At 42.8% G+C, this 14,128-nt stretch carries 13 protein-coding genes; 3 read left to right on the top strand and 10 right to left on the bottom strand.

All coding sequences use genetic code 11. The features are described from left to right. Positions 1-33: 33 nt before the first annotated feature. The 5 genes from ACTL4S_RS09015 to ACTL4S_RS09035 form a co-directional block, all read right to left on the bottom strand. Entirely contained in the window at positions 34-954 is a 921-nt protein-coding gene (locus ACTL4S_RS09015; protein ID WP_441299206.1) for an ABC transporter permease, read from the bottom strand. 33 nt (positions 955-987) lie between these two features. Continuing rightward, positions 988-2,082, bottom strand: coding sequence for an ABC transporter permease (locus ACTL4S_RS09020; protein WP_441299207.1), 1,095 nt, complete (start codon positions 2,080-2,082; stop codon positions 988-990). A gap of 41 nt (positions 2,083-2,123) precedes the next feature. Further along, a complete protein-coding gene (locus ACTL4S_RS09025) occupies positions 2,124-3,725 on the bottom strand; it encodes an ABC transporter ATP-binding protein (protein ID WP_441299208.1) in 1,602 nt (533 codons plus the stop codon). A 120-nt stretch (positions 3,726-3,845) separates the two neighbouring features. Then, positions 3,846-4,946 carry a BMP family ABC transporter substrate-binding protein gene (locus ACTL4S_RS09030; RefSeq protein WP_153567093.1) on the bottom strand — a complete coding sequence of 367 codons (1,101 nt, stop codon included), beginning with the start codon at positions 4,944-4,946 and terminating at the stop codon, positions 3,846-3,848. 720 nt (positions 4,947-5,666) lie between these two features. After that, the gene (locus tag ACTL4S_RS09035; RefSeq protein WP_253148214.1) at positions 5,667-6,722 is read right to left on the bottom strand and encodes a Rieske 2Fe-2S domain-containing protein; all 1,056 of its coding nucleotides are present in this window, start codon (positions 6,720-6,722) and stop codon (positions 5,667-5,669) included. 279 nt (positions 6,723-7,001) lie between these two features. Between ACTL4S_RS09035 and ACTL4S_RS09040 the strand changes: the two genes are divergently transcribed. Beyond that, entirely contained in the window at positions 7,002-7,925 is a 924-nt protein-coding gene (locus ACTL4S_RS09040; protein WP_441299228.1) for a LysR family transcriptional regulator, read from the top strand. A 76-nt stretch (positions 7,926-8,001) separates the two neighbouring features. On the opposite strand, the gene hpxO is transcribed toward ACTL4S_RS09040, so the two are convergent. Continuing rightward, positions 8,002-9,159 (bottom strand): FAD-dependent urate hydroxylase HpxO, encoded by a 1,158-nt coding sequence (gene hpxO, locus ACTL4S_RS09045; protein ID WP_441299209.1) that lies wholly within the window; start codon positions 9,157-9,159, stop codon positions 8,002-8,004. Positions 9,160-9,369: 210 nt separating this feature from the next. Here hpxO and alc point away from each other — a divergent pair, with 210 nt between their 5' ends. Together alc and ACTL4S_RS09055 are read left to right on the top strand one after the other, a co-directional pair. Continuing rightward, on the top strand, positions 9,370-10,374 hold the full coding sequence (alc, locus tag ACTL4S_RS09050) for an allantoicase (protein WP_441299210.1): 1,005 nt from the start codon (positions 9,370-9,372) through the stop codon (positions 10,372-10,374). A 12-nt stretch (positions 10,375-10,386) separates the two neighbouring features. Continuing rightward, on the top strand, positions 10,387-10,884 hold the full coding sequence (locus tag ACTL4S_RS09055) for an ureidoglycolate lyase (RefSeq protein WP_004646920.1): 498 nt from the start codon (positions 10,387-10,389) through the stop codon (positions 10,882-10,884). 57 nt (positions 10,885-10,941) lie between these two features. On the opposite strand, the gene ACTL4S_RS09060 is transcribed toward ACTL4S_RS09055, so the two are convergent. The 4 genes from ACTL4S_RS09060 to uraD form a co-directional block, all read right to left on the bottom strand. Then, positions 10,942-11,655 carry an outer membrane protein OmpK gene (locus tag ACTL4S_RS09060; protein WP_004280255.1) on the bottom strand — a complete coding sequence of 238 codons (714 nt, stop codon included), beginning with the start codon at positions 11,653-11,655 and terminating at the stop codon, positions 10,942-10,944. A 126-nt stretch (positions 11,656-11,781) separates the two neighbouring features. Next, positions 11,782-13,140 (bottom strand): nucleobase:cation symporter-2 family protein, encoded by a 1,359-nt coding sequence (locus ACTL4S_RS09065; protein WP_253148217.1) that lies wholly within the window; start codon positions 13,138-13,140, stop codon positions 11,782-11,784. Positions 13,141-13,170: 30 nt separating this feature from the next. After that, the gene (gene uraH / locus ACTL4S_RS09070) at positions 13,171-13,491 is read right to left on the bottom strand and encodes a hydroxyisourate hydrolase (RefSeq protein ID WP_004646924.1); all 321 of its coding nucleotides are present in this window, start codon (positions 13,489-13,491) and stop codon (positions 13,171-13,173) included. After that, a complete protein-coding gene (gene uraD, locus ACTL4S_RS09075; RefSeq protein WP_312327204.1) occupies positions 13,488-13,991 on the bottom strand; it encodes a 2-oxo-4-hydroxy-4-carboxy-5-ureidoimidazoline decarboxylase in 504 nt (167 codons plus the stop codon). The genes uraH and uraD overlap by 4 nt, the downstream gene beginning before the upstream one ends. Positions 13,992-14,128 lie beyond the last annotated feature (137 nt).

The following is a 14,128-nucleotide window of genomic DNA, read 5'->3' on the forward strand; positions in this document are numbered from 1 at the left end:
CAAATCTATTCTATTTATGATGAATGGCTACGGTTATGGCACGAAGGTTTTGCCCAAAGAAGCAGGTAAATTCATTTTCAGTAATTTTTTATCGCGTGAAATCATCACCAACACCACGATGGTGGCTAAATACGGCAATGCTGCAAGAAATTCATTCGGTACATTGATGCCCAAGGCCTGCGCGTGAAATTGCAAAATGGTTACACCGCCAAACAGGTAGGCACCGAGTATTAAACGGGTGGGTTTCCACACCGCAAACACCACCAAAGCAATGGCAATCCAGCCACGTCCGGCAACCATATTTTCAATCCACATCGGGGTATACACGGTCGATAAAAATGCACCGCCAATACCCGCCATCATGCCGCCAAAAAGAACTGCGCCATAACGAATCGCCAATACGGGATAACCCATGGCATGCGCACTTTCCGGTGATTCACCGACGGCTTTAAGCAGCAAACCCAAGCGGGTTTTTGCCAAGACAAACCACACGGCAAAAAATGCAAAAACTGACAGATACACCACATAGTTTTGCTGGAATAAAATCGGGCCAACTACCGGAAGATCCGCCAGCAGTGAAATATTAAAATTGGCCAGACCCGGTAGTGCGGTACTAACATAGTTTTGCCCCAGAGATGCAGAAATACCCAAACCAAAAATGGTTAAAGCCAGGCCGCAAGCCGACTGGTTGGTGCTTAACGACAGGGTGAAAAAGGCGAAGATCAGTGCCATCAACATGCCCGCCAAACCACCGATCAGCAGCGCGCTAAACACGCTGGCATCGTATTGTGCAGCAAAGGCAAAACCGGCAATGGCACCGACCAGCATCATGCCTTCAACCCCAAGATTAATCACACCGCTACGCTGCGTGACCAATTCCCCCAAACCGGCAAAAATCAGCGGTGTTGCTGCGGCAACAGTACCTGCAAGGATTGCGGTTATTTCTAAAGCCATATCATGCTTCCTTTTACTGTAGACAACATTGGGTTAAGGGCTGGTCGCTGCGACTGACTCAGGCGGCAGCGTTTTTTTGGCAAAACGGTAACGGTTTTCAATGAGCGCATCAGACGCCAACAGAAAGAACAACAATAAGCCTTGGAAAATGCCGGTAATCGCGACCGGAAGCTGGAGCTGCATTTGTGCCATTTCACCGCCCAGATAAATTAGCGCCATAAAACAGCCTGACAGCACAATGCCGATGGGGTTTAAACGCCCTAGATAGGCCACGATAATCGCCGCATAGCCATAACCTGGGGACAGGTTCGGATTCAGCTGACCAATAGGTCCAGCCACTTCACAGATTCCGGCAATACCTGCCATCATTCCGGAAATCACCAGACTCATCCAGATCGCTTTGGAGGAAGAAAAACCTGCGTATTTGGCAGCTAAAGGTGCCTGACCGCTGACTTCCAGTTTATAGGCCGTCAGACTTTTACGCATAAAAACCCAAAACAGAAGGACTGCAAAAAAAGTGATAAAAATAGAGGCATTAATGCGTGTGCCTTCTACAATGAATGGCAGCGTCGCACTCTCACTAAAAACCACCGATTGTGGGAAGTTCATCCCTTCCGGATCACGCCAAGGACCATTGACCAGGTATAGCAACACACATACTGCGACATAATTCATCATCAGGGTGGTCAGGGTTTCTTCGGCATTAAAATGGGTTTTCAGTAAGGCAGGAATTGCACCCCAGAGTGCCCCACCCAATGCGCCCATGACGATCATTAACGGGAGAATCCACCAGCCGATGTGATCATGAAATAAAATCGCAATACCACCGCCAAAAATCGCGCCCATGGTGAGCTGACCTTCAGCACCGATATTGAATAATTTGGCTCGAAATCCGACCGTCAGCCCCAAGGCAATCAGAATCAGAGGTCCGGCTTTGACTGCCAGTTCACTCCAACCATAAGACGATGTCAGCGGTTCAATAAAGAAGATGTACATCGCTTGCGCGGGATTAATCCCCAACATTAAAAACAGAATACTACCGACAATCAGCATGGCTAGCAGCGCAATGAGCGGTGAAAGCCACTTCATGATTTGAGAGGGATGTTCACGCGGTTCCAGTAAATGCATGTCGCTCTCCTCTCAACCTGTATATTTGTTTTTTTGTTATATTAAGCATGAGCTTGCTGCTCCTCTACGATGATCGCAGTGTCATGGCCTGGAATGCCTGACATCAAGACCCCAACATTTTCAGTATTGGTTTCATGAGTAGGTATCGCTGGAGATAGTTCACCATTGGCCAACACGCAGAGACGATCACTGATTTCAAACAGCTCTTCTAATTCTTCTGAAATCACCAAAATAGCGACGCCTTGTCGAGAGAGATCAATCAGGGTTTGCCGGATAAACATGGACGCGCCGACATCAACGCCCCAGGTCGGTTGAGCCACAATCAGGAATTTCGGGTTTTGCAGAATTTCCCGGCCTACAATAAATTTTTGTAGATTTCCACCGGACAAGGAACGTGCTTCTGCCTCTGGGCCACTGGCTTTCACCCCGAATTTTTCAATACAGTGTTGGGCAAAAAGCTTACATTGCGCAAACTTGATTAATCCCCATTGCGTCAGGTTCTGCCGAAATGCAGTCAGCAAGGCATTCTGGGACAGTGTCATGTTCGGGACTGCTCCTCGGCCCAGACGTTCTTCAGGGACAAAGCCCAGGCCCAAATCACGCCGTTGTCCAGAACTGAATCGGGAAATATCGATTTGATCCAGAACCATCCGGCCATGTTTCAGGCTATTTTCACCCGACAATAAAGACAGTAATTCTGCTTGCCCATTGCCAGAAATCCCTGCAATTCCTACAATTTCACCGGCAAAAATATTTAAATTGATATTTTTCAGCGACACACCAAATGGGTCGTCGGACTGGTAATTGAGATTCTCAACCTGGAATAATATCTGTTTTTCACCTGTATATTCAGGGCGTACATAGGTCGGTAAATCACGGCCAATCATTAAGCGTGCTAAATCACTGGTACTGTTGTCTTTGGGATTAACATTTCCGGTGACACGGCCATTGCGTAAGATGGTCGCTTCATCACAGAGTTCTTTGATCTCGTGTAATTTATGACTGATATATAAAATTGAAACGCCTTGGGAGGCCAATAACCGTAAAGTTTTAAACAGTTGCCGTACCGCTTGTGGTGTCAATACTGAAGTCGGTTCATCTAAAATGATTAAAGCGGGATTTTGCAAAAGGCAGCGAATAATTTCGACACGTTGCCGCTCACCTACCGATAAAGAATGTACTTCGCGGCGTGGATCAATGGGTAAACCATATTGTTCTGAAACTTCAATAATTTTTTGGCTCAGGACTTTTAAATGAATCTTTTCATCCAGTCCCAGCAAAATATTTTCCACCACGGTCAAGGTTTCAAATAAAGAGAAATGCTGATAGACCATGCCAATCCCGAGTTTTCTTGCCATCGACGGGTTATCAATATGAACTTCTTTACCGTTCCAGAGCATTTGTCCTTGATTGGCCTTGGTTGCCCCATAAATGATTTTCATCAGGGTACTTTTGCCAGCACCATTTTCACCCAAAATGGCATGAATTTGCCCAGGTTGAACGGTTAAATGTATCTGGTCATTCGCTTTCAATGAATTGTAACTTTTACAGATATTGATGAGCTGTAAACGCGGTACACCTGAAGAAGAACGTGCGTTCAACTCTTGCGCATGAGCAGATCTATCGTGTTGAGAGGTCATCATCAGTGCCCTATTCAATGCTGTGACAGTGCGGCATCCATCTGAAGCGTGCAGGCATTCAGATGGATGCGGGAAAGTACATCAAAGTATTTAAAGTTTTTTGAATTGCAAAATGACAAAGCTTTATTTCGGTAATGAACCCTCTACGCCCTTCACGTAGTAATTCATTTTGCTTAGTGCCGCATCATCTAGGCGCTTGCCCTTTGCCAAGACCAATGTGCCATCCTGTTTATGAATCGGGCCGGTAAATGGATGCAGTGTGCCTTTTAAAATGCCATCACGTACGCTGAGCGCTTTTGCTTTAGAGGCTGCCGACACTGAAGGACCAAAGCTTTCGATATCGACGGCTTTTTGTTTCACGCCATACCACATTGCACTGGGTTTCCAGGTTTTCTTGCTGACTTGCGTCATTACCGGAGTATAAATTTTTTCCCAATGTAAAACCGATGCAGCAAGATGCGCTTTAGGGCCAAATTTGCTCATGTCAGAATCCCAGCCAAAAGCAAAGACACCTTTTTGTTCAGCCGCCTGTACCACTGCTGGAGAATCGGTATTTTGCATCAGCACATCTGCGCCTTGAGCAATCAAAGCCAAGGCTGCATCACGTTCTTTGCCCGGGTTAAACCATGAATTCACCCAAATGACTTTGGTTTTAATTTTTGGATTTACACTTTGTGCACCGAGGGTATAGGCATTGATATTACGGATAACTTCAGGAATCGGAAAAGACGCAACTACACCCAAAACATTATTTTTGGTTTTTTGCCCTGCGACCACACCCAGCATATAAGCACCTTCATAGGTACGGACATCGTAGACCCCTAAGTTTTTGCCCTGCTTATAACCGGTTGCATGCATAAATACTGTATTGGGAAATTGCTTGGATACTTTCTCCATTGCATTCATATAACCAAACGAAGTCGCAAAAATGACTTTATTGCCTTGTTGTGCCAGGTTGCGGATCACACGTTCGGCATCTGCTGTTTCAGGGACATTTTCGATATAAGAGGTTTTATATTTTCCTGCGAGGGTTTTTTCAGCCTTAATCCGGCCTTGATCATGAGAATAAGTCCAGCCATGGTCGCTGGTTGGACCAATATAAACAAACGCGGCTTTATCTTGGGCCTGAACATTCGCGACAGCGGCCATGCTCATTACACCGCTTGCCATTAACACCCCTACCAATTTTTTCAATCCGGTTTTCAAGCTATTTTTTTCTTTCATTCTATTCTGCTCTTGGTTGTTCTGTGTCATACAACACATGCTTTAAAATGACTTCACTTAAATGTGCTCAGTCTGTTCAATATATAATTAGCAATAAGTATTCCAGTTTTTATCAAAAATAATAAAAACAGGCTTTTAAAATAAAATGTTTTTGTTTTTATGATTTAATTAAAAAGTAATGGGATTAAAGTAATAAATACTAAGCTTGTAGTTGATATAAAATTTAATTTAATAAAATGATTTATTTTTATTATTGCTTATTAGTAGTGCGATAAAATAAAACGCTTTAAATTTGTGCACTCTTTTTTTAATCGAAGCTTCATATTTTTCATGAGCAAAGATAGATGTAGATGATAGAACCATGTATTAAGGTTTATTGAGGGAATAGGATTATTTTGATATAAGCTATTAATATTAAAATAGATTAATAGTATTTTTTAATAATTGGATTTAGCCTGTAATGCACCGAAAGATTAATGTCTTACAGATATTTTTCTTTTCTCTCCTCATTGAAGGAGATTGGAACTCACTAATCGAAGCTTGCCTAGATTGATTTATTTTAATTTTCAAATTTTGAAAATATTAATCAATTTTAATTAAGAAATAAGGAGATATAAATAATATTTTGATCATTCAAAAATAATATAAATAAAAACCACTATATTAAAATATAGGGTTTTTGTTTAAAATTTAATCCATATTTTTAAATTTTAAAATATATTAGACAACATAACGTTTACTTAATCCCCACTCGGCTAAGATTCGACGATAGGTCGTTGAAGAGCGATCTGCTTCAAAATGCGCTTCCATGGAAATATCGAGCGGTAATTCTTCAGGTTTCTGGCTTTCTACCATGTCCTGATCTTCGGCAAAGATTTGTGCATTGAAGTCATATACCGCCTGTAAATCTCCTGTCGTATCGAAGTTGCGTGTCAGTGGTACAAATAAACGGGTTTTATTGTGTGAGACCGGACAACAGGCATTGAGAATTTTTAATTGTCCCTGTTCTGGGAAATGTACGGTTAGCACCGCAGAAAACGGTGGATAGACATCAAATACACGTTTCCACAAAAAACCTTCCGGTGCCAGATCTTGCATACCATGTGGATAGTTGCTGACACTGCTGACATATTCGGTATGCAGGCCGTAATCTGTACGTTCGGTCGTGTATTTGGGTACAACCTGATTTTCAGGGTCGGCGAAAGAACCCTGATGAACCCAGGCAAAATGTGCAACATCAATAAAGCCTTCCAGTTGACGACCACTTGAACCGGCAATATCCACAAACGGCGGTAAAATTGCCTGATGATCTGGCATCTCCCAGGTATCTAAAACAGGGAAATTGGCTTTTGCTTCGTCACGGTCAAAAATACTGGTCCAGATCAAGCCATATTTTTGCACTACTGGAAATTTGGTCAGAGAAAAGCGCTCAGAAATGTTGGTCAGCTCGGGTTGTGCAGGAATTTTGATACATTTTCCCTGGCCATTGTAGTGTAAGCCATGATAAGGACAGACCAGATTTTCACCCGAAACCCAGCCTTTGGTTAAGGGTACGCCCCGGTGTGGACAGAGATCACGAACCAGGTGAATTGCACCACTGTCTGTTTTATACAGTGCAAGTTTGACATCAAGCAGGGTTACTTGTTGCGGTTGGGTAGAAACGTCCTGAATCCGTGCAACCGGATACCAGTGACGAGCCAGAATTTCCCAGTCCTGATCATCAAACTGGCTATAGCAGGGTTTGTTGAATAAATTGATGACTGGAATGGCGTTCATATCAAACCTATATTCTTACTGTAGATGGTCTCTTTTTACAGGCCTTGAACATTGCAGAACTGTGCAATTTTGGCTTTGCTTATGATTGAAATTACTTAATTTATTGTCATTCTGTCTATTAGAATGATTCGTACTATTCATTCTTAAAATTAGAACACATCAACCATGTACAAATGTATTTGCCGATTAAAGCTGCCTTCTTTGGCATAAAACTCGCATAAACACGTTTATCTCAAATATTGATATGAATAAACGGTGGTTCTTCGCTTGACTAAATTAATGAATACGCCTTTTTCCCGATTTTCAGAATATTTTATCGCGGTGGCGAAAACGGGAAGTTTACGCAAGGCCGCAGATCAATTATTCATTTCCGTGTCTGCAGTACATCGGCAAATTGCTTTGGCTGAAGAAGAACTGGGAATTGTGTTATTTGAGCGTTTGCCCCATGGTTTAAAACTGACACTGGCGGGTGAATTACTCTATGCCGATGTTTTAAAATGGCAAAAAGAATTCCAGCAAACCCGGATTCGCTTTGATGAAATTCAGGGGTTTACGCGTGGGACCATCGAATTCGGTTTAATTTCTGCCTTAAATGATGGTTTTGTCATGCAGTCCATGCAATATATGTATGAACATTATCCCTGGATTAATTTTAATATCCGGGTCGCAGACAGTGAAATCGTAGCCAAAAAAGTGATTGAGGCAGATCTGGATTTTGGCCTGATCCTGAATCCAAAATCTCATCAACACCTTGAAGTCCTCCATTTTCTGGAACTGCCTTTAGGTTTTGTGATGGGTAAATCACATCCTCTTGCTCAAGCAGAAAAGATTTATTTTTCAGATACCTTGAATGACAACCATTTTATTCCGGCCGAACCCCTGATTATTCATGATTATGTACAGGCATTGTATAAACATCATCAATTTATACCTGCACGTAAAACGGAATCGAATGATATCCGCATGATGAATACTCTCATTAAGGCGAATTCCGGGATTGGAATTTTTAGTTATCTCGATGTTTTACCCTATGTAGAGCGAGATGAAGTGATCTTTAAACCTATCTCTGAAAAAGGGCTGCATCCGCTGACCATTGCCCTCTGTGTAGCGCCTAAACGCCAGATTTCACGCGTTTCCCAGTTGATGATCAAACATATTATTGAACAAATGGAAGCCTTAAAAAGCAAGGTGCAGCAACTGTAGTATTTTTATACTTAAATAACAAAAACCGCGATGGTTAAAATCGCGGTTTCTCGATATGTGATGCCATTAATGAGGCTTAATCCAATGGATTACCCACAATATTGCTAATAATGCCTTTCATAATATGTGGGCCTTGCTCTTTACGCAGGTCTGCATACCAGTCTTTGGTAATTTGCTCATCTTTCATATGCGTGACATCACAACGCTTACGTGCACGTAGCAGCAATTCATTGGCGCGTTCATTACGTTTATTCTGATAGCGTTTCAGGGCATCTTCCAGACCTAGCGTATTAATTTGTAAGGCACGTGCGAGATAGACCGCATCTTCCATTGCCTGGCAACCTCCCTGTCCGATATCCGGTGTGGTGCTATGTGCCGCATCCCCTAAAATTACCACACGGCCCTTATAGAACTGGGTAAAAGGCTCAATATCATGGATTTCGACACGATTGGTTTTCTGCTCATCAATGCTGTCAATTAAGCGCTGAACCTGTGGGCACCAGCCAGAAAAATACTGTTTTAACAGGGTCTTATATTCCGAACGCTGATTTTCCAGACCTGCGGGCAATGGCACATCAAAGAAGAAATAAAAGCGATGCTCTGCCACAGGCATCAGTGAAGCACGTTTGCCTTCACCGACAAACGTGGTCCACTGCTGTGCAGGCGCTAAATCTTCAGAGATCTCAACCAGTCCGTTCCAGTTCACATAACCGGCATAACGGCGTTCAACCTGTTTGCCCAATACATACTGACGCGTCATGGAATGGGTACCATCTGCGCCAATCAATAATGCTGCAGAAACAGTGCTGCCATCCTGAAAACCGATTTCAACGTGTTGCCCCTTATCCTCAATAGACACCATTCTTTTACCGAGCTGAATATCCTGCCGGCCAAACGCATCCATTAACATATTTTGTAATTCAGCACGCGATACCGGATATGGACGTTGACCGACTTCTTCAATTAACGGCGCCAAACTAAACTGCGTCATGACCTCGCCATTCAAACCATCGATATAGGCTAAGTCATTCATCTGGCCACCTAACTTTGCTACCTGTTCAGTTAAGCCCAGATAGTTCAAACACTTCACCCCGTTTGACCACAAGGAAATTGCAGCACCGACAGGTAAAATCTGTTCTGCCTGCTCATAGATGGTGACCCGATGTCCGAACTTTTTTAGTGCAATTCCTGTGGTTAATCCGCCCATACCTGCCCCAATAATTGCAATCTCCATCTATTCCTCCTGGCTATTTCATCTTCATTGCCAGCTAAAATGCTAAAAACGTGCCATCCTGAAAAAAATGCACTAAAAAAATAGCAAGAGTTGGCACACGCTGTGCTTTTAAATTCCTTCAATGTCCTGTTTTTATAAAGGCAGAAGACCTAAATTTGTATTTATAAAAGTGCATATTCATGTGACGTATACCAATGATGGAAATTTAAGATGGCGACCTTATTAGCTCCAATTTTTGATCTGCCTGCTCCAGTACAGCAGTTAACTAACCTTGCAGATGCCCGAATTGGCGCAGAAATTCTTGAATGTTCAGATGAGTTTTTTGCTGAAGCAAAACGCATGTTGCAATTTGAGGCACCGGTCTTTATCGAAGACAAGTTTGATGAGCATGGCAAATGGATGGATGGCTGGGAAACCCGTCGCAAGCGCCACACGGGCTATGATTGGGCCATCATTAAACTTGCTGTTGCAGGTCAAATACAGGCACTGGATATTGATACGACTTTTTTTAGCGGTAATTATCCGGCCTCTGCTGCTGTGCAAGCATGTTATGCGCCAGATGGAAATCTTGATCAGGCAGAATGGATCAGCATTATAGAAAATAATGTCTTGGGCCCCAGCCAGCATCATATTTTTCAGATTTCAGCAAAGCAGATATTTACCCATGTCCGTTTGAATATTTATCCTGACGGTGGGATTGCACGTTTTAAGGTCTATGGTCAGGTAAAAATCAATCTGCAAGATAGTGATCAAATGCTAGATGTTTTGGCACTAGAACATGGTGGCCGTGTCGTTGCCTATAGCGATGCGCATTTTGGACATCCACGCAATCTGATTAATCCGGGACGTGGCATTAACATGGGCGATGGCTGGGAAACCAAACGGCGTCGTGCTCCAGGATTTGACTGGTGCATTTTGGCTTTAGGCGCCAGTGCCCGAATCGAGAAAATTGAAATTGATACCGCCCATTTTAAGGGAAATTTCCCTGCAGAGGTTTCTATTCAAGCCATCTATGTTGAGGATGCAACCGATGAGCAACTCATTCCACAAAGCATGTTCTGGCCTTTTTTGTTAGCAGCCCAACCTATGCAAATGGATCATATTCATCATTACATCAATGAAATTTTACAACACGAAAAAATTTCCCATATTCGTGTCAACATGATTCCGGACGGTGGCATCAGCCGGATTCGTCTCTGGGGAAAATTGGCTTGAGTGATCAATGATATGTCTATGCAAAGTATAAAAATACAGCCTTTAAGCACTGAAAGTTTTCTGCCTTTCGGAGAAGTCATTGCCTGTCAGGGTAATCATTATTTTCATATCAATGAGCAGCAGACTGAGCGTTATCATGCCCTGGCTGAAGTAGAAAGTGACACCAAGGTCGGACTGAGTATTTTTAGAAATATGCAAGCTACGGCAATTCCTTTTCAAATCTCAATGCTGGAAAGGCATCCTCTAGGATCACAGGCTTTTATTCCGATGCACGGCCAGCAATTTTTAATCGTTGTAGCGCCTGAACTTGATTATACACAGCCCGATATTAGTCAGATTCAGGTATTTATCAGTGATGGTTCACAAGGGATAAATTATCGTGCCGGAACCTGGCATCATCCATTATTGACCCTTGAAGCACCCAGCGAGTTTGTTGTAGTGGATCGTATAGGTAGCGGATCAAATTGTGATGTTCATCCTTTTCCTGAAAACATCCAGATCGTATTTTAAACGCATTAAAAAAAGCCCTTTTATCAGGGCTTTTAACTTATTTATTCATCACTTTGCCTAGAAGTGATATTTCACTAAAGCACTGACATTATTTTCATCGGCATTTGGGATACCGAATTTGTTGTTCCAGATAGAATGTTCAATCCCCAGATATAAATTGGTGTCTGGAGAAATGTGTTTACCGACATTCCATTTCCATTGGGTGGTCCAGTTCATCTCGCTGTCATGAGTATCTTCTTCTGTAGACCAGTCCAAGAAGCCATCCACCAGAAATTCTTCAGTTCCCAGTTTAATTGGCACGCCATAGGTCAGTGTCAACTGGTAATCATCATCAATATTCTCATTATTCACGCGATAAAGGTTAATGCTGGCATAACGGAAATATGGAATATCCAGATCGAAACCTACGCCGTACAGGAAGTTATCAAAACCCTCTCCACCTTCCCAGGTCGTTGAAACCAGTACATCTTTAACCGGACCAAAGGCAAGCTTCTGACCCGACACTTCACCCAAGCTCAAACGTGGTGAAAATTCAAAATAACTTGATTTAAAGTCATCTGCACCGCGCATACGGTCAATGAAGAAGAAGACATCTGCATATTTTACTTTTGCCGTATATTCAAAGGTCGCAGTCGCCTGTTTCTCATCGACCACCTCATAGTTTTCTCCATAAAGTCCGGTGACACTGAAGTCTTGCCAGATCGGTTTTGCCTGTGCGGATGCCGCACCCAATACAAGTAATGTTGCAGCAGTAAGTTGAGTGAATTTCATAAATAAGGGTCCCCAATGGAATGAAAGAATCACATTCTGAATTAAGCAAAAACAAAGCCAACATTTTTAATTTTTGATAAAAAAACAGCCCATTTTCTGGACTGTTTTCATCCTGGTTTAAATTTTCTAATGTGGAATCTTTGCCACAATTTCTGTAGTCGCTGTGCTTTTATTTTTAAATAGGTTCAGATGATTGAACAACAGGTTGAGTAAAATGGCCATTAAGCAGGTTGAGCTAATCCCCGAATGAAACAAGGTTTGCACCCATTTTGGAAAGTTGGCATAAAAGGAATGATCAATAATGGGAATCATGCCGGCTGCAATAGCCGTCGCAACAATGATAAGATTTTTTTGCTCGTTATAATCAATTTTAGCCAAGGTACGAATCCCGCTTGCAGCGACTGTTCCAAAAAGTACCAGACCTGCACCACCTAATACCGGTACAGGAATGGCAGCAATCAAACGTCCCATAATTGGCAGTAAACCCAACACGACTAAAATCATGCCCCCAGCTGCGACCACAAAGCGGCTTTTAATTCCGGTAATCGCCACCAAGCCGACATTTTGCGCAAAAGCACTTTGCATAAAAGAACCAAAAACAGGCGCTACTGCACTGGAGAGCATATCGGCACGCAAGCCATTGGAAATACGTTCCGAATCTACCTGGGTTCCGACAATCTCACCCACTGCAATAATATCTGCTGTGGTTTCAGTCATAATCACTAGCGTAACGATAAGCATGGAAATGATGGCAGTGAGCTCAAAAGTCGGTAGTCCAAAGGCGAAGAAGCTGGGTACCTGAATCCATGTTCCATTCGCAACTTTAGAGAAATCACCAAAACCGAATAAATAAGCCAGTACTGAACCTAAAACAATTGCCAGTAAAATAGACAAGCGACGAATAGCAGCATGTCGGCTCAAATTCAGCCAGACGACTAAAGCTAAAGTCATGAGTGCCAGACCAATATTTTCGACACTTCCCCATTCTGGTGCCTTGGGATTGCCGCCCATCATCCAGCGGACTGCTACAGGTAATAAAGACAAACCAATGATAGTAATGACGCAGCCTGTCACGACTGGTGGAAAGAAACGGATAATTTTGGAGAAATAAGGCGCGAGGAAAAAACCGATCAATGAGGCGACAATGACCGCACCGTAAACTGCTTGCAAACCACCGCCTGTGGTCACAATCGCGACCATCGTCGCAACCCCGGCAAAAGAAACTCCTTGTACTAAAGGTAATTTCGCACCGATATATTTCACTCCAACTGTTTGCAAAATTGTGGCTAAACCACCGACAAATAGCGCCGCCGCAATCAATAATCCAATTTGATAAGCTTCCAGACCGGCGGCCGTTCCCACGATTAAAGGTGGTGCAATAATTCCGCCATACATAGTCAGTACGTGTTGCAAACCGTAAGCTGCACTTTTTCCCGCACCTAAATATTCATGTTCAGGTGATATTGTTTTACTTTGTTCTGTCATTTTTCTCACCCTCAAAGTCTAAATATAAAATCAGCTTCCGCGATATGTGGAGTACGCGAATGGGCTGATCAGTAAAGGAATATGAAAATGCTGGGACGCATCTTTCACATAAAAATGAATAACTGCTTTAGGAAAAAAAGTTTCTAAACCCGAATTTTCAAAATAGGCAGATGTAAAGAACTCAAGACTATAGGCACCCGCTTTAAACTCGGTCATGCCGAAATCACTGACGCGGCCGTCTGCATTGGTTTTTGCTTCCCTAATCAGGCGACCGTCTTCAGCAAAAAGTCGAATGACCACGTCTGTCGCAGGTTTTCCCAGATGTGTATCTAAAATATGCGTGCTAATCATGCATGAAGCTCCTGAGCCAGTCGTGACAAGGCAATTTCTGCCAGTTGATGATGGACAATACGTTTCTCAATCTCTGGGTCATTTAGCAAACGATAGTTCAGGGCTTGAAGGACGTCTTCACTGCTCAATCCAGCGGCTTTGATCAGAAAGATAAACCCATATTTTTTCTCATAGGCAAGATTGCCTTTAAGTAGAGCGAGCTGGGTATCTTTATCTGCTGTAATACCGGATTGTTCACGATGGGAAAAGTCTTTTTCTATTTCACTCAATTCAGCCTGTGCCTGTTTTTCACCTATACGGGGATGATTATCCAGTGCAGTTTTAATCTCATCCCAACTCCAGGTCGCCGCCTGTTGGTTCGCTGCATTCAAAATATCCTCAAGCGATGCATAAGGACGTTTTGCGGCAAGCTCGGTCGACCAGCTGGGTATTTGCACACAGTGCTTTAAAAAGATCATCGCATCTTCTGTTGATGCTTGATTAAATTCAACAAGTTGCACTATTCAATCGCCTGATTATATTGCTTGGTTATTTAAAACTGGTTTTGCAATAACAGTGCCAAAGCTGATGTGTTTGTTATTTTTATAAAGTACATGACTCAAAAAAGAGCATCTAAACTGATCTTTTCCAATATATT

The organism is Acinetobacter lwoffii (assembly GCF_052078135.1).
GTDB lineage: Bacteria > Pseudomonadota > Gammaproteobacteria > Pseudomonadales > Moraxellaceae > Acinetobacter > Acinetobacter lwoffii_Z.